Annotated in this window: 21 protein-coding genes and 1 pseudogene; 13 read left to right on the top strand and 9 right to left on the bottom strand. The window is 74.6% G+C overall.

Annotated features, from left to right (window positions below; all coding sequences use genetic code 11):
- From ABTY59_RS18800 to ABTY59_RS18830, 7 genes are read left to right on the top strand one after another with little or no spacing between them, the layout of a single operon-like run.
- Window positions 1-1,026, top strand: coding sequence for an NAD-dependent epimerase/dehydratase family protein (locus ABTY59_RS18800; RefSeq protein WP_352020081.1), 1,026 nt, complete (start codon window positions 1-3; stop codon window positions 1,024-1,026).
- Window positions 1,014-2,297 carry a DUF4910 domain-containing protein gene (locus tag ABTY59_RS18805; RefSeq protein ID WP_352020082.1) on the top strand — a complete coding sequence of 428 codons (1,284 nt, stop codon included), beginning with the start codon at window positions 1,014-1,016 and terminating at the stop codon, window positions 2,295-2,297. Before ABTY59_RS18800 ends, ABTY59_RS18805 begins: the two co-directional genes overlap by 13 nt.
- 5 nt (window positions 2,298-2,302) lie before the next feature.
- Window positions 2,303-3,595 (top strand): MATE family efflux transporter, encoded by a 1,293-nt coding sequence (locus ABTY59_RS18810; protein WP_352020083.1) that lies wholly within the window; start codon window positions 2,303-2,305, stop codon window positions 3,593-3,595.
- Window positions 3,592-4,557, top strand: coding sequence for a glycosyltransferase family 2 protein (locus ABTY59_RS18815; protein WP_352020084.1), 966 nt, complete (start codon window positions 3,592-3,594; stop codon window positions 4,555-4,557). The genes ABTY59_RS18810 and ABTY59_RS18815 overlap by 4 nt, the downstream gene beginning before the upstream one ends.
- Window positions 4,554-5,774 carry a polysaccharide pyruvyl transferase family protein gene (locus ABTY59_RS18820; RefSeq protein WP_352020085.1) on the top strand — a complete coding sequence of 407 codons (1,221 nt, stop codon included), beginning with the start codon at window positions 4,554-4,556 and terminating at the stop codon, window positions 5,772-5,774. Before ABTY59_RS18815 ends, ABTY59_RS18820 begins: the two co-directional genes overlap by 4 nt.
- On the top strand, window positions 5,771-6,322 hold the full coding sequence (gene rfbC / locus ABTY59_RS18825; protein ID WP_352020086.1) for a dTDP-4-dehydrorhamnose 3,5-epimerase: 552 nt from the start codon (window positions 5,771-5,773) through the stop codon (window positions 6,320-6,322). The genes ABTY59_RS18820 and rfbC overlap by 4 nt, the downstream gene beginning before the upstream one ends.
- Window positions 6,323-6,329: 7 nt before the next feature.
- Window positions 6,330-7,655, top strand: coding sequence for a glutamate-1-semialdehyde 2,1-aminomutase (locus ABTY59_RS18830; protein WP_352020087.1), 1,326 nt, complete (start codon window positions 6,330-6,332; stop codon window positions 7,653-7,655).
- A 7-nt stretch (window positions 7,656-7,662) separates the two neighbouring features.
- On the opposite strand, the gene ABTY59_RS18835 is transcribed toward ABTY59_RS18830, so the two are convergent.
- Window positions 7,663-8,385, bottom strand: coding sequence for a phosphatase PAP2 family protein (locus ABTY59_RS18835; protein WP_502995383.1), 723 nt, complete (start codon window positions 8,383-8,385; stop codon window positions 7,663-7,665).
- A 211-nt stretch (window positions 8,386-8,596) separates the two neighbouring features.
- Between ABTY59_RS18835 and ABTY59_RS18840 the strand changes: the two genes are divergently transcribed.
- Window positions 8,597-9,025 carry a Rieske (2Fe-2S) protein gene (locus ABTY59_RS18840; RefSeq protein ID WP_352020089.1) on the top strand — a complete coding sequence of 143 codons (429 nt, stop codon included), beginning with the start codon at window positions 8,597-8,599 and terminating at the stop codon, window positions 9,023-9,025.
- On the opposite strand, the gene ABTY59_RS18845 is transcribed toward ABTY59_RS18840, so the two are convergent.
- Window positions 8,998-10,200 carry an alpha-hydroxy-acid oxidizing protein gene (locus ABTY59_RS18845; RefSeq protein ID WP_352020090.1) on the bottom strand — a complete coding sequence of 401 codons (1,203 nt, stop codon included), beginning with the start codon at window positions 10,198-10,200 and terminating at the stop codon, window positions 8,998-9,000. The two genes, ABTY59_RS18840 and ABTY59_RS18845, sit on opposite strands and share 28 nt — an antisense overlap.
- A 159-nt stretch (window positions 10,201-10,359) precedes the next feature.
- Window positions 10,360-11,517: a helix-turn-helix domain-containing protein gene (locus ABTY59_RS18850; protein ID WP_352020091.1), complete on the bottom strand. Its 1,158-nt coding sequence runs from the start codon at window positions 11,515-11,517 to the stop codon at window positions 10,360-10,362.
- Window positions 11,518-11,588: 71 nt separating this feature from the next.
- Here ABTY59_RS18850 and ABTY59_RS18855 point away from each other — a divergent pair, with 71 nt between their 5' ends.
- Window positions 11,589-12,350, top strand: a complete 762-nt coding sequence (locus ABTY59_RS18855; protein WP_352020092.1) for a class I SAM-dependent methyltransferase — start codon at window positions 11,589-11,591, stop codon at window positions 12,348-12,350.
- A gap of 13 nt (window positions 12,351-12,363) precedes the next feature.
- On the opposite strand, the gene ABTY59_RS18860 is transcribed toward ABTY59_RS18855, so the two are convergent.
- The 3 genes from ABTY59_RS18860 to ABTY59_RS18870 form a co-directional block, all read right to left on the bottom strand.
- Window positions 12,364-12,909 (bottom strand): GNAT family N-acetyltransferase, encoded by a 546-nt coding sequence (locus ABTY59_RS18860; RefSeq protein WP_352020093.1) that lies wholly within the window; start codon window positions 12,907-12,909, stop codon window positions 12,364-12,366.
- 10 nt (window positions 12,910-12,919) lie between these two features.
- Window positions 12,920-14,767, bottom strand: coding sequence for a CASTOR/POLLUX-related putative ion channel (locus ABTY59_RS18865; protein ID WP_502995384.1), 1,848 nt, complete (start codon window positions 14,765-14,767; stop codon window positions 12,920-12,922).
- Window positions 14,768-15,006: 239 nt separating this feature from the next.
- Window positions 15,007-15,774 carry an NPP1 family protein gene (locus tag ABTY59_RS18870; RefSeq protein ID WP_352020095.1) on the bottom strand — a complete coding sequence of 256 codons (768 nt, stop codon included), beginning with the start codon at window positions 15,772-15,774 and terminating at the stop codon, window positions 15,007-15,009.
- A 99-nt stretch (window positions 15,775-15,873) separates the two neighbouring features.
- Between ABTY59_RS18870 and mgt the strand changes: the two are divergent.
- Both mgt and ABTY59_RS18880 read left to right on the top strand, forming a co-directional pair.
- Window positions 15,874-17,134, top strand: a pseudogene (mgt, locus tag ABTY59_RS18875) (macrolide-inactivating glycosyltransferase); the annotation flags it as partial.
- A complete protein-coding gene (locus ABTY59_RS18880) occupies window positions 17,121-17,519 on the top strand; it encodes a nuclear transport factor 2 family protein (protein ID WP_352020097.1) in 399 nt (132 codons plus the stop codon). The pseudogene mgt and the gene ABTY59_RS18880, both read left to right, overlap by 14 nt.
- Before the next feature lie 54 nt (window positions 17,520-17,573).
- Here the strand turns inward: ABTY59_RS18880 and secD are convergent, their stop codons facing one another.
- Complete coding sequence (gene secD / locus ABTY59_RS18885; protein WP_352020098.1) at window positions 17,574-19,856, bottom strand: protein translocase subunit SecD; 2,283 nt, start codon at window positions 19,854-19,856, stop codon at window positions 17,574-17,576.
- Window positions 19,857-20,002: 146 nt separating this feature from the next.
- Entirely contained in the window at window positions 20,003-20,419 is a 417-nt protein-coding gene (locus tag ABTY59_RS18890) for a hypothetical protein (RefSeq protein WP_352020099.1), read from the bottom strand.
- 174 nt (window positions 20,420-20,593) lie between these two features.
- Between ABTY59_RS18890 and ABTY59_RS18895 the strand changes: the two genes are divergently transcribed.
- On the top strand, window positions 20,594-21,265 hold the full coding sequence (locus ABTY59_RS18895) for a lysophospholipid acyltransferase family protein (RefSeq protein ID WP_352020100.1): 672 nt from the start codon (window positions 20,594-20,596) through the stop codon (window positions 21,263-21,265).
- A gap of 10 nt (window positions 21,266-21,275) precedes the next feature.
- On the opposite strand, the gene ABTY59_RS18900 is transcribed toward ABTY59_RS18895, so the two are convergent.
- Window positions 21,276-21,680, bottom strand: a complete 405-nt coding sequence (locus ABTY59_RS18900) for a DUF4345 domain-containing protein (protein ID WP_352020101.1) — start codon at window positions 21,678-21,680, stop codon at window positions 21,276-21,278.
- 95 nt (window positions 21,681-21,775) lie between these two features.
- Between ABTY59_RS18900 and ABTY59_RS18905 the strand changes: the two genes are divergently transcribed.
- A complete protein-coding gene (locus ABTY59_RS18905) occupies window positions 21,776-22,384 on the top strand; it encodes a TetR/AcrR family transcriptional regulator (protein WP_352020102.1) in 609 nt (202 codons plus the stop codon).
- The last annotated feature ends 21 nt before the right edge of the window (window positions 22,385-22,405 follow it).

The raw sequence follows: 22,405 nt of genomic DNA on the forward strand, positions 1-22,405 counted from the left end.
TTGCGCGTACTGCTGACCGGACACCAGGGCTACCTGGGCACCGTCATGGCTCCCGTCCTCGCGGCCGCCGGGCACGAGGTCGTCGGCCTCGACGCCGGCCTGTTCGCCGACTGCGTCCTCGGCCCGCAGCCCGCCGACCCTCCGGGGCACCGGGTGGACCTGCGTGACATCACGGCCGAGCACGTGGCCGGGGTGGACGCCGTGATCCACCTGGCCGCGCTCTCCAACGACCCGCTGGGCTCGCTGGCGCCGGAGCTCACCTACGACATCAACCACCACGCGTCCGTACGCCTCGCCGAGCTGGCCCGCGAGGCCGGGGTGCGGCGCTTCCTGTACGCCTCGACGTGCTCGGTGTACGGCGCGGCCGGCGGAGACGAGCTGGTGGGCGAGGACGCCCCGCTGCGGCCGGTGACGCCGTACGCGGAGTCGAAGGTGCGCGTGGAGGACGACCTGCACGCCCTGGCCGACGACGACTTCACCCCGGTGTACATGCGCAACGCCACCGCGTTCGGCTACTCGCCGCGGCTGCGCGCCGACATCGTGCTGAACAACCTGGTGGGCCACGCCCTGCTGTCGGGCGAGGTACTCGTCCTCTCCGACGGCACCCCCTGGCGTCCGCTGGTGCACGCCGCCGACATCGCGCGGGCGTTCACGGCCGCGCTGACGGCCCCCCGGGAGGCGGTGCACGACCGGGCGTTCAACATCGGCAGCGAGGTCAACAACGTGACGGTCGCCGAGATCGCCGAGCAGGTCGCCGAGGCGGTCTCGGGCGCGAAGGTGGTCATCACCGGGGAGAACGGCGCCGACCCGCGTTCGTACCGGGTGGACTTCTCCCGGTTCCGCGAGGCGGTCCCCGGCTTCGACGTCGAGTGGACGGTGAAGCGCGGCGCGCTCGAACTCGCCGACGCCTACCGGGACCACGTGCTGAGCCGGGAGGACTTCGAGCAGCGCTTCACCCGCCTCGCCGTGCTGCGGGCGGCGTCGGGGACCGGTGCCGTCGACGACACCCTGCGGTGGCGCCGGTGACCGAGCTCGGCGAGGAGATGCACGCGCTGGTGGAGCGGCTGTACCCGCTCTGCCGGAGCATCACCGGCGACGGGGTGCGCGCCACCCTGGAGATCATCGGCGAGTACGTCCCGCTGCGGGTGCACGAGGTGCCGACCGGGACCCAGGTGCTCGACTGGACGGTGCCGCAGGAGTGGAACATCCGGGACGCGTACGTCGCCGACGCCTCGGGGCGGCGGGTCGTCGACTTCGCCGCGTCCAGCCTGCACGTGCTCGGCTACAGCGTGCCGGTGTCCGCGACGATGCCCCTGTCCGAGCTGCGCGACCACCTGTACACCCTTCCGGAACACCCGGGCTGGGTGCCGTACCGCACCAGCTACTACCAGCCCGCCTGGGGGTTCTGCCTCACCCAGGAGACCCTGGACGCGCTGCCCGAGGGCGACTACGAGGTGCGTATCGACTCCACTCTCGGCGACGGGCACCTCACCTACGCCGAACACGTGGTTCCCGGGCGGGTCGCCGAGGAGGTGATCGTCTCCTGTCACGTCTGCCACCCGTCGCTGGCCAACGACAACCTCGCGGGCATCGCGGTGGCGACGTTCCTCGCCCGGGCGCTGGCGGAGCGGACGCCGTACTACACGTACCGCTTCGTCTACGCGCCCGGCACGATCGGGGCGATCACCTGGCTGGCCCGGAACCAGGAGCGGATCGAGGAGGTCAAGCACGGCCTGGTGCTGGCCTGCGCGGGCGACACGGGGCAGCTGACGTACAAGCGGAGCAGGCGGGGCGACGCGGAGATCGACCGGGTGATGGCCCACGTCCTGCGCGCGTCCGAACGCCCGCACACGGTCGACGAGTTCACGCCGTACGGCTACGACGAGCGGCAGTACTGCTCCCCCGGGTTCGACCTCGGCGTGGGTTCGCTCAGCCGGACCCCCTACGCGGGCTACCCCGAGTACCACACCTCGGCGGACAACCCGGACTTCGTCTCCCCGGAGGCGATGGCGGACACCCTCGCCGTCTGCCAGGAGGCCTTCGCGGTGCTCGACCGCAACCGCCGGTACGTCAACCTCAGCCCCTACGGCGAACCGCAGCTGGGCAGGCGGGGGTTGTACGAGGCGCTCGGTGGCCGCAGCGACACCAAGCAGGCGCAGATGGCCATGCTGTGGGTGCTCAGCCTCTCCGACGGCGAGCACGGTCTGCTCGACGTCGCCGAGCGGTCCGGGCTGCCCTTCGACACGGTGGCCGACGCCGCCGACGCCCTGGCCGCCGCCGGGCTGATCAAGGCGTGACGCCGATGACCACCGAGGAGGAGACGACGACACCGCCGGACCGGCGGACCGGGAAGCGGGCCGTGGCGGGCCGGCTGTCCTGGGGGCTGGCCGACCAGGCGGCCTCCAGCGTGTCCAACTTCGCGGTGGGGATCTACGTGGCGCGCTCGCTGGGGCTGACCGCGTTCGGCGTGTTCAGCCTGGCCTGGGTGACGTACGGCGTGGTGCTCAACGTCTCCCGCGGCCTGTCCACCGACCCGCTGGTGGTCCGCTTCAGCGGCGTGCCGGCCGCGACGTGGCGGGGGGCGGTGGCCCGGTCGTCGGGGACGGCGCTCGGCGTCGGCGTCGCCCTCGGCGCGCTGTCCCTGCTGTTCGGCCTCGCTCTCGGCGGCCGTGTGGGGACCGCGTTCGCCTGCCTCGGCGTCGTCCTGCCGGGGCTGCTGCTCCAGGACGCGTGGCGGTTCGCGTTCTTCGCCGCGGGCGCCGGGCGGAAGGCGTTCGTCAACGACATGGTGTGGGCCGTCGCGCTGGTCCCCGCCATGGTGGTCGCCGCCCGCGTGGGCAGCGTCGCCGCCTTCGTGCTCGCCTGGGGCGGGTCCGCCGCGGTGGCCGCGGCGTACGGCTGGCTCCAGTCCGGCATCCGGCCCCGGCCGGCCGGGGCGCGCGAGTGGCTGGGCGCCCACCGCGACCTCGGCTCCCGGTACCTCGTCGAGAACGTCACCAACAGCGGCGCGAGCCAGCTGCGGGCGTACGGGCTCGGCGCGATCGTCGGGGTCGGCGCGGTGGGCGTGGTCCGGGGCGCCGAGCTGCTGCTCGGCCCGTTCCTCGCCGTGCTGATGGGCCTGTCCCTGGTCACCGTCGCGGAGGCGGCGCGGGTGCTGCGGCGGGCCCCGCACCGCCTCGGCGCCTTCTGCCTGCTGCTCGGCGGCGGGCAGGCCGTCGGCGCGCTGCTCTGGGGCGGGGCGCTGCTGCTCGTCCCGGACCGCGCCGGCGCGTTCGTGCTCGGGGGCGTCTGGAGCGCCGCCTCCGAGCTGATCGTGCCGGTCACGGTCGGCGTCGCGGGCGCCGGTCTCGGCACCGGCGCGGCGGCCGGGCTGCGCGCGCTCGGCGCGGCCCGGCGCAGTCTGCGCAGCCAGCTGATCGCCTCCGCCTGTTACGTCGCCGGCGGACTCGGCGGCGCGGTCGTGGCCGGCACGGTCGGCTCGGCCTGGGGCGTCGCCGCCGCGACCGTCTGCGGCTCGGCCGTGTGGTGGCTGCAGCTGCGCTCCGCCCTGCGGGAGCACCACCAGAACTCCATTCCCGAAGTGAGGACCTCATGACCGCCCGACCCCGGCTGAGCATCGGCCTGCCCGTGTACAACGGCGAGGAGTACCTCGCCGAGTCCCTCGACGCGCTGCTCGGCCAGACGTACGAGGACTTCGAGCTGGTCATCTCCGACAACGCCTCGACCGACGGCACGCGGGACATCTGCCTCCGGTACGCCGAGAAGGACTCCCGCATCCGGTACATCCGGCTGCCCCGGAACGTCGGGGCCGCGCCGAACCACAACTACGTGTTCACCGAGTGCCGGGGCGAGCTGTTCAAGTGGGCCTCGCACGACGACCTGTACGCCCGGGACCTGCTGCGGCGGTGCGTGGAGGCGCTGGACGAGCGTCCCGAGGTGATCCTCGCCCACGCCGACCAGGCGGTCATCGACGAGGACGGCCAGGTGAAGGTGCCGTACGAGTACACGCTGGCGACGGCTTCCCCGTCCGCGCCGGAGCGCTTCCGCAGCATGCTGTTCGAGCCCGGCGGCGACGACTTCTACGGGGTGATGCGGGCCGATGTGCTGCGCCGGGTGAAGCCGCACGACAGCTACCACCACGCGGACCGCACGTTCGTCTCCGAGATCGGTCTGCACGGGCCGTTCCACCAGGTGCCGGAGCTGCTGTACTTCCGCCGCGACCACCCGACCCGCGCCGAGCGCGCCAACCCGTCGAAGCGTTCCCGCTGCGTCAACCTGGACCCGCGCCGGGCGGGCGTGCTGCACCCGACGCCCCGGCTGCTCGCCGAGTACGTCTGGGGCTTCGTGTCGGCGATCCAGCGCGCGCCGCTGTCCGCCGCCGACCGGCGCGCCTGCCACGGCCACCTGGCCGCGTGGGCGACCAGCCGCGTCCGCCCCGGTGCGGGCGAGCGGGTCGAGGACCGCACGCCGGTCGACCCGGCGCGGCTCGGGGTCTCCGTCGACGACCTGGTCGCCGGGCGCGAGGGCCGGGCGGGGCGTACGGGGAGGCAGGGGTGACTCCGGTACGGGTCGGGGTCTTCGGCCTGCTCGGCTCGGGGAACCTCGGCAACGACGGGTCCCTGGAAGCCGTGCTCGGCTACCTCCGCGCCGAGCACCCGGAAGCGGTCGTGGACGCGCTGTGCGGCGGCCCCGAAGCGGTGACGGCCCGGTTCGGGATCCCCGCGACCCGACTGCACTGGTACCGGGGGGAGTACCGGACCGCGTCGCGCGCGGGCGCGATCGCCGGCAAGGGCCTGGGCAAACTGGTCGACGCCGTCCGGACCGCCGCCTGGGTGCGCCGGCACGACGTCGTGATCGTGCCTGGCATGGGCGTCCTGGAGGCCACGCTGCCGCTGCGGCCGTGGGGCTTTCCCTACGCGCTGTTCCTGCTCTGCGCGTCCGGGCGGCTGTTCGGCACCCGGGTCGCGCTGGCCGGCGTCGGCGCGGGCCCGATCGGCGAGCGGGCGACCCGGAACCTGGTGCGCTGGTCGGCGCGGCTCGCCGCGTACCGCTCGTACCGGGACACCCAGTCCCGCGACGCGATGCGGGCGATGGGCGTGGACACCGCGCGGGACGAGGTCTACCCGGACCTCGCCTTCGCCCTGCCGACGCCGCCCGCGGACCGGGGCGGGCGCCCGGGTCCGGTGTGCGTCGGCGTGATGGCCTTCCACGGCGGCAACGACGACCGTGCCCGCGCGGAGGAGATCCACCGGCGCTACCTCGACGGGACCACGCGGTTCGTCCGCGCGCTCGTCGAGGAGGGCAGGACGGTCCGGCTGCTCACCGGCGACGCCTGCGACGAGCCGGTGGTGGCCGCGATCCTCGACGCGGTGGACTCCCCGCTGGTCACCGCCTCCGGGGCGGCCTCCCTCGCCGAACTGACGGTGGAGACGGCGGCCGCCGACACCGTGGTGGCGACCCGCTACCACAACCTGGTCTGCGCGCTGAAGGCCGGCACGCCCACGCTCGCGCTCAGCTACGCCACGAAGAGCGACGCGCTCATGGAGCGGATGGGCCTCGGCGCGTACTGCCATCCGGCCCGCGAGGTCGACGCCGACCGGCTGCTCGAACAGTTCAGGGAGCTGGAGAAGGGCTCGGCGGAGCTGCGGCGGACCCTCGCCGAGCGGAACCGGGCCGCCGCCCGCCGCCTTGAGCACCAGTTCGCCGCCCTGACCGCGGCGCTCTTCCCGAAGCACCGCCCTGCCCACGTCCACGCCCTGCGGGAGACCCCATGAAAGCGACCGAAGTCCCGGAGATCTCCGGCGCCTTCCTGTTCGAACCGACGCCGTACGCCGACGAACGCGGCTTCTTCTGCCGCACGTTCGACGCCGACGTGGTCCGCTCGGTGGGTCTCGACCCGGACGCCTTCGTCCAGGACAGCGTGTCCCGCTCGGTGCGCGGCGTGCTGCGCGGCCTCCATCTGCGCGCGGGCGCCGGTGAGGCCAAGCTGGTGCGCTGCTCGTCCGGGAGGATCTTCGACGTGGTGGTCGACCTGCGGCCGGAGTCGCCGACGTACCGCAACGTGGCCACGTTCGAGCTGTCCGGCGACACGCAGGTGACGCTCTACATCCCGGCCGGGTGTGCGCACGGCTTCCAGGCGCTCACCGACACCGCCGACACCTCGTACCGGATCGACCGTCCTCACGATCCCGCCGAGGACGTGACGATCGCCTTCGACGACCCCGAGCTCGCCGTCCCGTGGCCGCTGCCGGCCACCTCGATGTCCCAGCGGGACCGGGAGGCGCCGCGCCTCGCCGAGGCCCTGAAGCAAGCGGAGAAGTGAGACCAGCGTGAACACCGAAGACTTCCTCCTGCCCCGGTCGCGCCAGGCGAACGAGCGGCTGCACGCCCTGATCCCGGGGGGCGCGCACACCTACGCCAAGGGCGACGACCAGTACCCCGAGGACCTGGCCCCGGTCATCAGCCACGGCCGGGGCGCCCATGTGTGGGACGTCGACGGCAACCGCTACATCGAGTACGGCTCGGGCCTGCGGTCGGTCAGCCTCGGCCACGCCCACCCGCGCGTGGTCGAGGCGGTGCGGCGGGAGATCGACCGCGGCGGCAACTTCGTCCGGCCGTCCGTGCTGGAGATCGACGCCGCGGAGCGCTTCCTCGCCACCGTGCCGACCGCCGAGATGGTGAAGTTCGCGAAGAACGGCTCCGACGTCACCACCGCCGCGGTGCGCCTCGCCCGCGCGGTCACCGGACGCTCCCGGGTGGCGATCTGCGGCGACCAGCCGTTCTTCTCCGTCGACGACTGGTTCATCGGCACCACGCCGATGTCCGCGGGCATTCCGGCGGCGACCACCGACCTCACCGTGGCCTTCCCCTACGGGGACCTGGCCGCAACGGAGGAGCTGCTCACCCGCCACGAGGGCGAGATCGCCTGTCTGATCCTCGAACCGGCCGGGCACACCGAACCCCCGGCCGGGTACCTCGCCGGGCTGCGGGAGCTGGCCGACCGGCACGGCTGCCTCCTGGTCTTCGACGAGATGATCTCCGGTTTCCGGTGGTCGGAGGCCGGGGCCCAGGGACTGTACGGGGTCGTTCCCGACCTCTCCACGTTCGGCAAGGCGCTGGGCAACGGCTTCGCCGTGTCGGCTCTCGCCGGGCGCCGCGAGCTGATGGAGCGGGGCGGGCTGCGGCACTCCGCCGACCGGGTGTTCCTGCTCTCGACCACGCACGGCGCGGAGACGCACGCGCTGGCCGCCGCGATGGCCGTGCAGGCCACGTACGTGGAGGAGGGCGTCACCGCGCGGCTGCACGCGCTCGGCGAGCGGCTGGCGGCGGGTGTCCGCGCGGCCGCGGCCGGCATGGGCGTCGGCGACCACGTCCTCGTCCGGGGCCGGGCCAGCAACCTGGTCTTCGCGACCCTCGACGAGCGGGGGCAGCCCTCTCAGCCGTACCGCACGCTGTTCCTCCGCCGGCTCCTTGCGGGCGGGGTGCTGGCCCCGTCGTTCGTGGTGAGCAGCGCGCTCGACGACGCCGACATCGACCGCACCGTCGAGGTCGTGGCCGAGGCGTGCGCGGTCTACCGGAAGGCCCTGGACGCCGGCGACCCCACCCCCTGGCTGGGCGGGCGGCCGGTCAAGCCCGTGTTCCGCCGCCTCGCGTGAGCCGAGGTCAGCGGGGGTCCCGCCGGCCGGAACCGGGCCGCCGGCCGGCCATCCGGCCGGCGGCCCGGTCGACCAGCCAGGCGGTCGCCGGGACCACCGCGAGGGCCGTGCACCAGCCGCCGAGGGTGTCGGTCGGATAGTGCGCGCTGAGGACGACCTGCGCCCAGCCCATGGCGGCGCCGCCGAGCAGCGCCGCCACGAGCACGAGGAGCGTGCCGACCGCCCTGCCGAGGCCGAGCCGCGCGGCCAGGAGCAGTGCCGCCGTGAGGGCGAACGCGGTGAGGAACGCGGTGTGGCCGCTCGGGTAGGACAGGTTGTCGTCACCGTGGATGGTGCGTCCGACCACGGGTTTGAGCAGCGTCGTCGTCGCCACGCTGAGGCCGACGCCTGCGACGACGAGCACCGCCGCGCGGGGGCTTCGGAGCAGCAGGCAGAGCGCCACGGCGGCGGCGACCAGGCTCGCCGCGCCGGCCGGTTCGCCCAGGAAGTCGACGGCGTGGGCGAGGTCCCACCAGCGCGGATCCACGTCGTCCGGCATCGGCTGGATCCACCGGTCCGCCTTCCCCGGCCCGCCGTGCCCGGCGTACAGGACCCCGAGCGCGACGACCGCGAGTGCGGCGAGGGCCGCGACCGGGCCGAGCCACCCGCGCAGCGACGCGGGCAGCACCTCGGGCGCCGCCCGCCCGGTCGCACGCCGGGCCGGGCCCGCTTCCACTTCCGCTTCGGCCAGGCGATCCAAGGCGAGCCCCCCGTGACGTCCGACGCCCTCGTCATGTCCGACGCTCCCGACCCTAACGGACGCCCGGGCGCGACACACCGCCGCAACTCGAATGCCGGGAGCGGGCGTTCACCCGCCGGGTAGCCCCGCGCCGACCTGCGGGGATCACCCCTCGGGTGTAGCCTCGAAGGGAGCGCACAGCGTGCCCGCTGGAAGGTTCGACATGGCAGAGACACTTCCCAACCCGGCGAGCGACAGCACGACCCGGTTCGAAGCCGCTCCCGATCCCGACGGCACCCTCGTTCCGATCCCGTCCGAGGCACCGCAGGGCAGGCCCGTCCGCGACGACGCCCGGATCACCGTCAGCCCTCGCCAGGAGCGCGGCTACTACGTGCAGATCTTCAACGGTCCGCCCGACGCGCCGGGCGAGTTCGACGACTTCCTCACCGACGTCCTCTCGGAGGCCGGGCAGAAGGCGATCGAGGACGCGCTCTTCCAAGGGGCGCCCGCGGTCCTGGAGTTCCTCGCCGCCGCGGCCGGCGTCCTGGCCTCGGTGCTCACCACCTCACCCCTGCTGAACGAGCAGTTCTTCAGGGGCACGATGGACGACGGGACCCCGGTCACCTACGTGGTGCTCACCCCCACCGGCTGAACGAGCGGCGGGACGGCCCGCAGGGCGCCCTCCACGCGGAGGGAGTCCAGGGTCGGATACCCGTCGACGGCCAGGATGAGGTCGGTCTCGGCGAGCAGGGAACGCAGGACGTGCACGATGCCGTCCTCACCGCCGAGCGCGAGCCCGTACGCGTACGGGCGGCCGACGCCGACGGCCGTGGCGCCGAGGGCGAGGGCCTTCACGACGTCGGCCCCGGTCCGGACGCCCGAGTCGAAGAGCACGGGCAGGCCGTCGGCGGCGGCGACGACGCCGGGGAGCGCGTCGAGGGCCGGAAGCCCGCCGTTCGCCTGGCGTCCGCCGTGGTTCGAGCAGTAGATGCCGTCGACGCCTCCGTCCCTGGCGCGGCGGACGTCCTCCGGGTGGCAGATGCCCTTGAGGAGGATCGGCAGGTCGGTGAGGGAGCGCAGCCAGGCGAGGTCGTCCCAGACGAGCGGCTTGCCGAAGACCCCCGCCCACTCCGCCACGACGGCGCCCCGGTCCTCCTCGGGCGCCTTGGCGAGGCGGGCCCGGAAGACCGGGTCCGAGGTGTAGTTGGCCAGGCAGTGTCCGCGCAGCTGGGGGAAGTTGCTCGTGGCGAGGTCGCGGGGGCGCCACCCGGTGACCCAGGTGTCGAGGGTGACGACGAGGGCCCGGAATCCGGCGGCCTCGGCACGGTGCACCAGGCTCTCCGCGAGGGCGCGGTCGGTGGGCGTGTACAGCTGGAAGAAGCCGGGCGTGTCGCCGTACGCGGAGGCGACCTCCTCCATCGGGTCGACGCTGAGCGTGGAGGCGATCATGGGGACTCCGGTACGGGCGGCGGCGCGGGCCGTGGCGAGGTCGCCGTGCCCGTCCTGGGCGCAGAGCCCGATCACCCCGACCGGTGCCATGAACAGCGGGGAGGGCAGCCGCATGCCGAACAGGTCGACGGACAGGTCGCGTTCGGCGGCGCCGACCATCATGCGCGGGACGAGACCCCAGCGCCGGAAGGCCGCGACGTTGGCCTCCTGGGTGTGCTCGTCGCCCGCGCCGCCCGCCACATAGGACCAGATCGAGGGCGGCAGCGCGGCGCGTGCCCTGGCCTCCAGGTCGGCGAAGGTCATCGGCAGGGTGGGGACGGTGCCGAACAGCCCGTCGAAGTAGATCTCGTTCTGGTAGTCGCCGTAGTTCTGTGGCATCGGGGCGTCGTCCCTTCCGGTTCCTCTCCGGGGTGCTCGGCGCGTCCCCGCTGGTACCCACCACCGTGCCCGTCCCCCGCGCGCGGGGCGATGGCGCGGCCGCCAAGAGCGGGTCGCCGGGAATTGTCGCCGCCGACAAGAACCACGGTGGCGTACGGGTCAGCCCGCCGTCTGCGCGCCGCCGTCCGCTCCCCGGGGCCGGGCCACGGCCTCCAGGTGGCGCAGCGCCCACCAGACGCTCATCGTGTCCTCGGGCCGCCCGAGGTCGAGTCCGGTGTCGCGGGAGAAGGCGCGGAGCCGGTACCGGAGCGTGTTCGGGTGGACGTACAGGACGGCGGCGGCCGCCTCGGCGTTCGCGTCGCAGGCGAGGTAGGCGTCCAGGCTGCGGACGAGCGTCGCGCGGCGGTTTCCGCCGGTGTGGCCGAAGCAGCGGTCCACCAGCCGTGCGCCGGTCGCCGGGAGGGCGAGGACGGCGGCGTGCAGCGGCAGCTCGCCGTCGGCGACGGGCCGGCGGAGACCGAAGACGGCGGCGAGCCCGGCGGCCCGGCGCGCCCCCGGGTAGGACTCGTGCGCCCGGGCCGGCGGCACGGCGGGGCCGAGGCCGACCGGGGCGCGCACCGGGGAGAGGGCGCCGGGTTCGGCGAGCCCGGCGACGCACCCGGACGCGGGGTCGGCGCGCAGCGCGGCCGCGTGCGCGCGGAGGGCGCCCTCGACGGCCGCCCGCTCGGCCTCGGGGAGCGGACCGGCGTGGAAGGCGACGTACTCCCCCGCCGGGTCGAGGCCGAGCAGGCGGTGGGCCGACGGCAGCCGGTCGGGCGGGAGTTCACCGTTCAGCAACCGGCCCAGTACGCGCGCCTGCTGCTCCCGGACGTCCCGGGGCCGCTCCGTCCCGCACCGCCGGTGGCCTTCGATCACCGCCGCCGAGACGTGGTCGCAGCAGAGCCAGAAGTCCCGCGTCAGCGCGAGGGCCGCGGCGGACTCGCCGGACGGTCCGGCCGCCGCGTACAGGGCGTCGAAGGCGTGGCGGGAGGTGAGCCGGAACGCTTCGAGGAGCGGTTCGAGGGGGACGCCCTGCTCGGCCCTGCGGGCGCCGAACTCCCTGAACGCCGCGCGCTCCCGGCCGGTGGGGGCGCGGCCCTCGGCGAGCGCGGCGAGCGCGGTCTCCATCACGGCGAGGAGTTCCCCGACCGCCTGCGTCTCGTCCAGGACCCGGTAGGCGGGCAGCCCGCCGACCGTGGCGGCCGCCTCCGCCGCCACCCGGTCGAGCCGCAGCCCGGCCAGGAGCCGGCCCCGCGCGTCCCGGTGCTCCTCGTCCATGCGGGCCATTGTCACCGGCCGGGAGGGGCGGCGGGGCACAGGGGTCGTGCCGCTACCGCGATCATGAAGGCATGACACGTGGTTTCGACGATCTCGTCGCGGAGGCGTCCGCCGCCTCCGTCGACGGCTGGGACTTCTCCTGGCTCGACGGCCGGGCGAGCGAGGAGCGGCCCTCCTGGGGCTTCCAGCGGCTGCTCGGCGAGCGGCTCGCGGCCGTCTCGGCCGGGCTCGACGTGCAGACGGGCGGCGGGGAGGTCCTGGGCGGCGTCCCGGTGCTCCCGCCGACGATGGCGGCGACCGAGTCGTGGCCGCCGAACGTCGCGCGGGCCACCGCGCTGCTCCACCCCCGGGGGGTGGTCGTCGTGGCCGATCCCGACGAGCCGCCGCTGCCCTTCGGCGACGCCGCCTTCGACCTCGTGAGCAGCCGTCACCCGGCCACCGTCTGGTGGGCGGAGATCGCCCGCGTCCTGCGGCCGGGCGGCACCTACTTCGCCCAGCACGTCGGGCCGGCCAGCGTCTGGGAGCTGGTCGAGTGGTTCCTCGGGCCGCAGCCCGAGGCAGCGCTGCACCGCCATCCCGACGACGAGACCAGCGCGGCGCGGGCGGCCGGGCTCGACGTCGTGGACGTGCGCGCCGAACGGCTGCGCATGGAGTTCCGCGACGTCGGGGCCGTCATCTGGTTCCTGCGCAAGGTCATCTGGATCGTGCCGGGGTTCACGGTCGAGGGGCAGCTGCCCCGGTTGCGGGAGCTGGACGCGCGGATCCGCGCGGAGGGGCCGTTCGTGGCCCACTCCGCGCGGACGCTGATCGAGGCGCGGAAGCCCGCCGTCTGAGGGGCCGTCGGTCTCAGGCGGACGGCGTGACCGGGGTGCGGACGCCGAACCACTGCTCGGCGCCGTACTCCTCGAACCGTTCGACCTCGGTGAACCCGAGCTTCCCGGCCAGGCGCAGCGCGCGGTCGTTGGCCGTCTGCGTGGCCAGCACCACGGGTTCGCCGGGGTGCGTGCCGGAGAACCAGTCCAGTGCGGCGGCGCACGCCTCGGCCGCGTACCCCTGTCCCCATGCCTGCGGCAGGAGCAGGTAGCCGAGCTCCCTCTCGTCGCCGTCCGGCCGGACGTGTCCGGGGCGCTCCGCGGCGCGGCGGTCCAGCGTGACCATGCCGATCATCGCCCCGTCGCGTTCGATCACGAAGACGCCGAAGCGACGGCCGGGAACCTCGGGCATCGAGTCCAGCTCCTCGCGGGAGCGGGCGCCGCCGACGTAGGTGCCGACCTCGGGTGAGGCGAACAGGTCGATGAACGCGGCACGGTCCTGGGGTCCGGACTCACGGAGCACGAGCCGTTCGGTGCGTATCGGGGCGGGCGGCCAGCTGACGGTCTTTCGTTCGGTCATGCCGGGCAACCTACTGGACCTCCGCGGGAGCCGGGGGCGTGGTGCCGGTGATGACGACGATCCGGTCCTCGGGGTGCCAGTGACGGACCTCCGCCTTGGGCGGGTTGACGTGCAGGCCGTGGCCGGGCGGGGCACCGGGGCGGGTGAGGTAGCCGATGGCGCAGGCGCCGCGGCGGGCCGCGGACGCGGCGACGGAGGCGAAGGACGCGGTGCGTCCGGTCCTGATGTACTCGGCCGCCGGGCGGAGGTGGAGGCCGTTGCCGTCGGGGGCGAGGAGTTCCTCGAACACGGCGGCGAGGTGCGGGTTCTGGGAGATCTGGGTCATCAGGAGTCCGATGAGCCTGCCGCTGACGACGAAGTCGGCGCCGGGGGCCCGCGGCGCGATGAGCCGGTTCCGGTCGTCGGTCATCTCGGTGACGACGGGGACGCGGAGGCCGCTCGCCCGCTCCCGTTCCCTCAGGTGGAGGAGCGTGACGAGCGTCAGGTCGTCCGAGTGGGGCCGGCCGGGCCGGTGGTCGGGGCCGAGGACGATGACGGCGTCGTAGCCGGCGAGTTCCAGCGCGTCCGTGGTCTCCCGGAGCGTGGGGTCGCCGGGCCGGTGGCGCACGGTCAGACGCGTGCCGGCGGCCGCGACGACGGCCCGGATCCCGGTGCGGGTGGCGGTGCGCGGCTCGGCCACGACGTCGAGGGTGGAGCCGGGGGGTGTGCGGCGCGCCAGGTGGGCGGCGATCCGGGGCGCGCGGCGGTTCCAGCCGAGGAGGAGGAAGCGCTCGGGGCGCGGTGGGCTCGCGTCCGGTGTCTGCGCGAACGCGGTCGGGTCGTGGGGTGCGGGGGTGACCGTCAGGCGGGTCGAGCGTTCGTTCTCGGCGATGACGAGGAGGGTGTCGTCGGCGCGGAGGGGGGTGGAGCGGGGCGGGTTGAGGGCGATCGTGCCGTCGGCGTGGACGAGGCCGACGGCGGTCGACACGGGGCAGGCGCGGGCTGCCTCGGCGAAGGTCCGGCCGGGTGCCGCGGGCGCGGGGACCGTGTGGAACTCGTGTCCGGCGAAGTCGAGGAGTTCCTGGTGGACGAGGGAGAGTCCGGGCTGGCGCGCGCAGTCGACGAGGAGCCGCGCCGCGAGGTCGTCCATGTCGAGAACGGTGGCCAGGGGACCGCCGGCGAGGCGGGCCGCGCCGAGGTGCCGGTCGTCGCGCACGGCGGCGACGATCCGCACGGGAGCCGTCTCGCCGACGGCGGCCGAGAGGGACAGCAGGGTCTTGACGACCTCGGCGTCGTCACGGGGGTCGTCGCGGGGCAGGACGAGGACGCTGTCCGCCGTCGCCGGGCTCACGCGCGCGAGTGCGGCGGGATCGGTGGGCCGGCCGGTGCGACAGACGATCCTGGTGGGGCCCGTGTTGCCGACGGTGGCGTGGAGGTCCTCCTCCATGGCGGGTTTGTCGCGGTCGGCGAGGACCGCGACGACCCGGCGGCGCCGGTCGGTGCGGGCGGCGACGAGTTCGGAGACGACGGTCGGGATCTGCTCGGACCAGCCGAGCACGACGGTGTGTCCGTGCTCCAGGATGCTGCCGCGGCCCCGGTTGAGGGCGATCAGCCGGTCGGTGAGGCCGGTGGTGATGAGGCTGACCAGGGTGGAGACGTAGAAGAGCGCGATCAGGGCGAGGAGGACCGACAGGGCGACGCGCAGCGGGGGGCCGACCTCGCCGCCCAGGCGCATGGTCTGGCCGGTGTTGCGCCACACCGCCGCGATCCTGGAGCCCAGGGAGGCGGGGGTGCGCTGGTCGGTCCAGGCGAGGACGGTGCTGACGGGGACGACGAGCGCCAGGCAGACGAGGGCCAGCCAGCCGCAGAGCGCGGCGATGCCGCGCGTGAGGGTGGTGTCGAACCAGTAGCGGAGGCGTTCCCCGGGGGAAGGGGTCCGGTGATGCCTCCGGTCCGTGGGGACCCGATCGGGAGTCGGGGAATGCCCGGTCCGGCCGGAGCCGGGTGCGGCACCACGCTGCCCGGGAACTACCTTTTTGTCTTCTTTTCGCACGTCAGCAGGGTGCCGCCCCGCCGGTGACGGCGGGGCGGCATCGGGGCATGTTCATCCCTTCGTGATCACGCGTACGGATCGAAGGGGATGCCGGCCGGCTTCGCCTTGGCCAGGTGGGCCGCGAAGTTCCCGTCCTTGAGGCCGAAGACCGCGCTGCCGAAGTCGGCCTGGGAGAGCTTCTCTCGGATGCCCGCCGGGTAGCCGTTCCAGCCGACGAGGCTCGGGTACTGCCAGGTGTGCTGGTGGTTCTCGGGCGGTTCGTCGTTGGAGTTCGCCGGGCGGAAGCAGTGGGTGCCGATGCCGTCCTTGTGGTAGACGACCTTCGGGTGGGTGCCGTCCCAGCGGATCCGGTCGCGGCCGTAGGTGTCGAAGTTGCCGTGGGCGGAGGTGGAGACGTACTGGGCCTGGTCGTTCTGCACCCAGACCACGACGTGCTCCCAGTCGTGCCGGTGGCCGCCGAGACCGCTGCCCGCCACCGCCTGGTCCTTCTCGAAGTAGAGGCCGTAGATGATCGCGCACCAGCCGTTGTTGCACTTGGCGCGCGCGTATCCGTTGGTGTTGGTGAGGTCCGAGGCGTCACGGCACTGGCCGTTGAGGGCGCCGGAGGGGTTGAGACCGCCGTTGAGCGTGCCGTCGGGGCCGATGGCGGGGGTGGAGTAGCAGCCGTCCGTGTCGTAGTCGAAGGCCGGCTGGAAGGTCTGTTCCAGGCCGTCGGCGCGGGCGGGCAGGGCGGTGGGCGGTGCGGCGAGCGCGCTGCTCGGCAGGGCGATGATCAGCGCGAGGGCGCCGGAGAGGGCGAGGGCGCCCCTGGTGGCGTACGCGGGTGTCTTCACTGCGTCCCCTGGGTCGGTGGGCGTGGACCGAACCGCATCTTGACATGCACACCCCATGTGCGCGAGGGCGCCTGAGCACCCGGGAGAACTCCCTCGCGACTAGACGATACGTATCGTCTCGCTTACAGTGATCGTCATGACCACCGCATCCCCCGCGCACATCGCCATGTTCTCCATCGCCGCCCACGGACACGTGAACCCGAGCCTGGAAGTCATCCGAGAGCTCGTCGCCCGGGGACACCGCGTCAGCTACGCCGTCCCCGCGTCCTTCGCCGAGAAGGTCGCGGAGACGGGGGCCACGCCCGTCGTCTACACCTCGACGCTGCCGACCGACGACGACCCGGACGCCTGGGGCACCGAGCTGATCGACAACCTCGAACCCTTCCTCGCCGACGCCACGCAGGCACTGCCGCAGCTCGCCGGGGCCTTCGAGGACGACCGCCCGGACCTCGTCCTCCACGACATCACCTCGTACCCCGCCCCCGTCCTCGCCCACGCCTGGGGCGTGCCCGCCGTCTCCCTGTGGCCGAACCTGGTGCCGTGGGAGGGGTACGAGGAGGAGGTCGCCGAGCCGATGTCCGCCGAGCTGAAGGCCTCGCCGCGCGGCAGGGCCTACTACGCGCGCTTCGAGGAGTGGCTGGCCGCGCACGGGATCCGCACCCACCCCGACCGGTTCGTCGCCCGGCCGCGCCGCGCGGTCGTCCTCATCCCCCGGGCCCTCCAGCCGCACGCCGACCGGGTCGACGAGTCCGTGTACACCTTCGTCGGCGCCTGCCAGGGCGCCCGCGCCGAACAGGGCACGTGGCAGCGGCCCGAGGGGGCGGAGAAGGTCGTCCTGGTCTCGCTCGGCTCCTCCTTCACCAAGCAGCCCGGCTTCTACCGCGACTGCGTGGCCGCCTTCGCCGGCCTGCCGGGCTGGCACGTCGTCCTCCAGATCGGCCGGTTCGTCGACCCCGCCGAGCTCGGCGCGCTCCCGCCGAACGTCGAAGTGCGCTCCTGGGTCCCCCAGCTGGCGATCCTGCGTCAGGCCGACGCCTTCGTGACCCACGCGGGCGCGGGCGGCAGCCAGGAGGGGCTGGCCACCGCCACCCCCATGGTCGCCGTGCCGCAGGCCGTCGACCAGTTCGGGAACGCCGACATGCTCCAGTCCCTGGGCGTGGCACGGCACCTGCCCATGGACGAGGTCACGCCCGAGCGCCTCCGGGAGGCCGTCACCGGACTCCTCGACGACCCCGAGGTGGCCCGCCGCGCACGGGAGATCCAGGCGTCGATGGCCCGCGAGGGCGGCACCGTCCGGGCCGCCGACCTGATCGAGGCGGAGCTCGCCCGAGGCGTAGAGTCCCGTCATGTCCAAGACTGAGATCGACCGGGTGACCGCCGAGTTCTACGGCGCGTTCGACAACCGGGGCGGCCGGGCCGCCGACGTGGACCGGATCCGGCGGCTCGTCCTGCCCCAGGGCGTCATCGTCTGCACCGCCCCCGCCTTCACCACGTATTCCGTCGAGGAGTTCGTGGAGCCGCGCGAGCGGCTCCTCGCCGACGGGCGGCTCGTCGAGTTCTCCGAGTGGGAGACCTCCGAGGAGACCCGGGTCGAGGGGGACATCGCGTCGCGGTTCGGGACCTACCGCAAGTCCGGGATCCTCGACGGGAAGCCGTACGAGGGCGAGGGCGCCAAGACGCTCCAGTTCGTGCGGACTCCGGACGGCTGGCGCATCGCGGCCCTCTCCTGGTTCGACCACCCCTGACCGGGACGCCGGCCCGTCGCCCTCCCGTACGAGACGGGCGACGGGCCGGCTCCGTCAGACCACCGCCCCCGCACGCCGGCGCGGCGCGGTGACGGCCGGAGCCGGGTGGCGGGTCTCCAGGGCGACGGCCAGCGGCATCGCCGTGAACACCGTCGACGCCATCCCGAGGACGACGCCCGCGAGCAGCGCCACCGAGAAGTCGGTGAGCGAGTCCCCGCCCAGCACCGCGAGCGCCACCAGGACGAACAGCGCGCCCATGCCGGTGTTGACCGTACGGGGCAGGGTCTGGGCGACGGCTCGGTCGGCGAGGTCCGCGAGCGGCACGCCCCCGCCCCGCCGCCGCAGTTCGCGCAGCCGGTCGAGGACGACCACGGAGTCGTTGACCGAGTAGCCGACGACGGTCAGCAGCGCGGCCAGGAAGACACTGTCCACCGGCTTGCCCAGCCAGGCGAACAGGCCGATCACGAGCAGCACGTCCTGCGCCATCGCCGCCACCGCGGCCGTCGCGTACGTCCAGCGGAACCGGACCGTGAGGTAAAGGAGTTGCGCCGCCACGGCCAGGCCGAGCGCGAGCAGGGCGTGGGTGCGCAGCTCCCCGCCCAGGCTCGGGCCGATCAGGTCGTCCCGCTCCACCGCCACCGGGCCCGCGACCTCGGTGAGCGCCTCCCTGATCTCCCGCTGCTCGCCGTCCCCGGTCTCCCCGACGCGCACCGAGACGTCGCCGTCGCCGGTCGTCTGCACGACGGCGTGCGGGAACCCGGCGGCCGTGACGGCCGCCCGCGCGGCGTCGGCGTCCACCGGCCGCCCTGCCGTGTACTGGACGACCCGGCCGCCGGTGAACTCGACCCCGAACTCCACGCCGCGGACGCCGATCCCCGCGAGGGCCACGAGGAGCAGCCCGGCGCAGCCGGTGAGCCAGCGGCGCCGGTGGGCCATGAGGCGCGGCACGCGCCGGGTGAGCCGGGTCCGCAGCCGGCCGAGCGCGGCCATGCCGGTCACCTGCGGCCTCCGGCGGACGGCGGGCAGGCCGAGCGTCAGGTCGGCGAGGAGCCGGGTGATCACCATGGCGGTGATCAGCGAGGTGAGGACGCCGATCGCGAGCGTCACGCCGAAGCCCTTGACGGGTCCGGTGGCGAAGACGAACAGCAGACCGGCCGCGAGCAGCGTGGTGACGTGGGAGTCCGCGACGGCGCTCCACACCTTGCCGAAGGCCGTCGCGACCGGCCTGCGCAGATCCCGTCCGGCGGTACGCCCGAGCAGCGCGTACTCCTCCCTGGCCCGCTCGAAGACCAGGACGTTCGCGTCGACGGCGATCCCGATGGCGAGGACGAAACCGGCGAGCCCCGGCAGGGTGAGGGTGGCGCCCACGGCGACGACCGCGGCGTACGAGATCAGTCCGTACAGCAGGAGCGCGATGGTGGCGAGGACGCCGAGGAGCCGGTAGACCACCATCACGAAGAGGCCCGTGCAGGCCAGGCCGATGACGGCGGCCAGGGCGCTGGCCCGGATCGCCTCGGCGCCGAGCGTCGGGCCCACCGTGCTCTGCTCGACCGTCGTCACCGGCACGGGCAGCGCGCCGCCCTCGACGAGCGCCGCGAGGTCGCGTGCCTCCCCCGCGGAGAACCCTCCGGTGATCTGCGCGGAGCCGCCGCCGATGCCCGCCCCGCAGGGAACGCCCGCCTGCATGCCGGGGGCGGAGACGATCCGGCCGTCGAGGACGATCGCGACGCGGCGCGCCGGGTCCGCGGGGGCGGCGCAGGCGGCGTCGCCGGTCAACCGCGCCCAGCTGTCGGCGGCGCGGTCGCGGAAGGACAGGTCGACGGTCCAGCCGCGGGCGGTGGTGGTGTCGAGGACGGCCTCGGCGCCCTTGACGCCGTCTCCGGTGAGGGCGGGCGCGGCGAGGGCGAGGAAGCTCCCGGGGGCGTCCGGGTCGGCCAGGACGCGCGTCCCGTCGGCGGCGGCCGGTCCGGCCGGTCCCGGGGAGGCTCCGGTGACGGCGTGGAAGGTGAGCTGCGCCGTGCGGCCGATCGTCTCGGCGGCCCGGCGCGGGTCGCGCAGGCCGGGCAGTTCGACGACGATGCGGCGCTCGCCGGAGCGGGCGAGGGAGGGCTCGGCGACGCCGAGTCCGTCGACGCGCTTGCGGAGCACTTCGAGGGCGCGGTCGGTGGCGGCGGCGTCGGCGCGGGTGGTGGGTCCGTCCTCGGTCTGCAGGACGATGCGGGTGCCGCCGCGGAGGTCGAGTCCGAGGCGCGGCGGGGTGGTCAGGGTGATCCAGAGGGAGAGCGCGACGACGGCGAGCGCGAGGAGCGCGCGCCGGAACGAGGCACGAGAGGACATGGGTTCTCCACGGGCGGGCGCACGGCGCGTCGGGGCGCGGCCTCGGGGAGGCGGCGCCCGCTGTCCGTGCGGGGCGTTCGGTCGGATGCGCGTCGGGCGCCGGGCCGTGGACATGCCGATGGCCCGGACGGCGACGCGGGGGGACGTCAGCTGTGCCGGGTGGAGGGTGGGCCGCGCGGTGCGTGCGGTCCGTGGGGGTCGCCGGGCGGCGCTCTTTCGCGGCGCGGGTCGCCCGCGAGGAGGCCGCGCGCGGGTGCGGAGAGGTCGGGGAGCGCGCCCGCCGGGGCTCCGGGCGCCGCCGGGAAACGCGAGGGGTGCTCGACGGCGGCCGGGAGGCCCACCACGGCGACGGCCGCGAGCTGTTGCTCCTGCGCGGTGGCCCGGGGAACGGCGTGGGGGCCGGTTCGGTGATCGGCGCTCCCGTGCGGCAGGCCCCGCGCGGGTGCCGCGCCCACGGCCGACGGCCCGGGCGCGGGTGCGCCGGACACCGGGACGAGGAGCAGGGACCAGAGTGCGCAGAGCATCACCGGCAGGAGGGTCGCGAGCCGTCGCGCGGAGCTCACCGCCACCGCCCCTCCCCCGCTCGTGAACGCCTGTGCGGCCTCAGCCTAGACGGGGGGCGGGAGACCTGTGCACCGGGTGGGTACGAGGGTTGAGTACGGATGCTCATGTCCGGTCCGCCGGGCCCCCGGACGATGGTTCCGTCACCGTTCCGCCTCGGCTCCAGGGGGCCCGCCGTGCTCAGCCGTATCGCCGCCCATGTCGTCCCGTTCCTCGGGCGGCTGACCGTCACCTCGGATCCCGGGGCCCGGGTCGAGCCGGGCAGCATCCTCGTGGTCAATCACACCTCGCTCGCCGACCCGGCGCTCGTGCTCGCCGCACTCCGCCGGCGGCTGGCCGTCGAGCCCGTCCTGCTGGCCACGTCCGGACTGTGGCGGGTCCCGGTCCTCGGCCGGGCGCTGACCCGCGAGGGCCACGTACCGGTGCACCGCCACACGGCGCGCGCCGCCGCGGCCCTGGACCAGGCAGCGGTCGCGCTGGCCTCGGGAAGACACGTGATGCTGTACGCGGAGGGCCGCATCCCGCCGCGCAGGGACGCCGCCGAGAACCCGCCGGAGATGTTCCGCACCGGCCTGGCGCGGCTGGCCCGGGCGACGGGGGCGCCGGTCGTGCCGATCGGGCAGGCCGGGGCTCGGCGGATCACCTCGGGCGGGCGGGCGAAGCAGCTCGCCGGTGTGCTCACCGCGCCGGTCCGCAGGCCGGGCCTGCACGTCCACATCGGCACGCCGCTGCTGCTGCCGGACGACGTGGCGGCCGCGACGGTGCTGGCGCACGGCGCGGTGACGGAGGCCTGGCGGACGGCGGCCGGTGCCCTGGGCGAGCCGGCGGCCCTGACCGTCGGCGGCTGAGTGCCGCAGGTCAGACCGGCTGGGCCTCGGCCCGCTCCCGCACGTCCGCGTCGGCCAGCCAGAACAGCAGCGGGGACAGGACGAGTTCGAGGGCGCCCAGTGCCAGCTGGAAGCCGTGCGGCCGTCCCTCGACCGCGAGGGAGAGGAGCCGCCCCAGCGCCCCCAGCAGGAACACGGCGGTGAGCCAGCGCACCACCCCGGCGGGTACGGGTGCCTGGCGCGCCGCCCAGAGCCAGGCCAGCCCGTATCCGGCGAAGGCCGCGCCGAGGAACCGGCCGAGGCTGTCGATCGTGGGCCCGGCCGATTCGGCGCCCGGGATCGCGGCGTTGCCGAGCAGGACGTGGAGGAGTCCGATCGCCACGCAGGCGTACCCCATGGCGAGGGCGAGCCCCTGCAGTGCCTTGGCTCTGGTCATGTCCGGCGACCCCCATCGAGTAGACACGCGTCCAGTAGTGGCGCGCGTGCCAGCGTACGGCCACTTACTGGACACATGTCAAGTAACATGGCGGCGTGCCTCCCCGAAGACGCCTCAGCCCCGCCGAACGCCGCGCCCAGCTCCTGGACGTCGCCGCCGGGCTCTTCGCGGCCCTGCCGTACGACGAGGTGCTGATGGAGGAGGTCGCGGAGCGGGCCGGGGTCTCCCGCGCCCTGCTCTACCAGCACTTCCCCGGCAAGCGCGATCTCTTCGCCGCGCTGTACCAGGAGGCCGCCGACCAGCTCCTCGCGAAGACGCGCCTCGATCCCGACGCCACCCTGGTCGAACAGCTGCGGCAGGGCCTGGACACGCACATCGGGTACTTCGCGGCGAACCGCCACACCGTCCTCGCGGCGAACCGCGTCCTGGCCGGCGACCTCGTGATCCAGACGATCATCACCGGCGAACTCGACGCCCTGCGCGAGCGGTTGCTCGGGGTGCTGCCGCTCGCCGACGACCGGGCGAGGTCCGCCGTGCCGGGCGTCCTGACGAGCTGGCTGGTCTTCGTGCGGGTGCTCTGCGTGGACTGGCTGACCCACGAGACGTGCACGCGCGCCGAACTCCGCGACGTCTGCGTCGGCGCGGTCGTGGGCGCCCTCCGGCCCCTCCTCGACGAAGACCCGGCCCCCGACTGGCCGCGCTGACCCACCGGGTCCGGCGACCCG

Origin of the sequence: Streptomyces sp. NPDC096079, assembly GCF_040303145.1 — a bacterium.
Classification (GTDB): Bacteria; Actinomycetota; Actinomycetes; order Streptomycetales; family Streptomycetaceae; genus Streptomyces.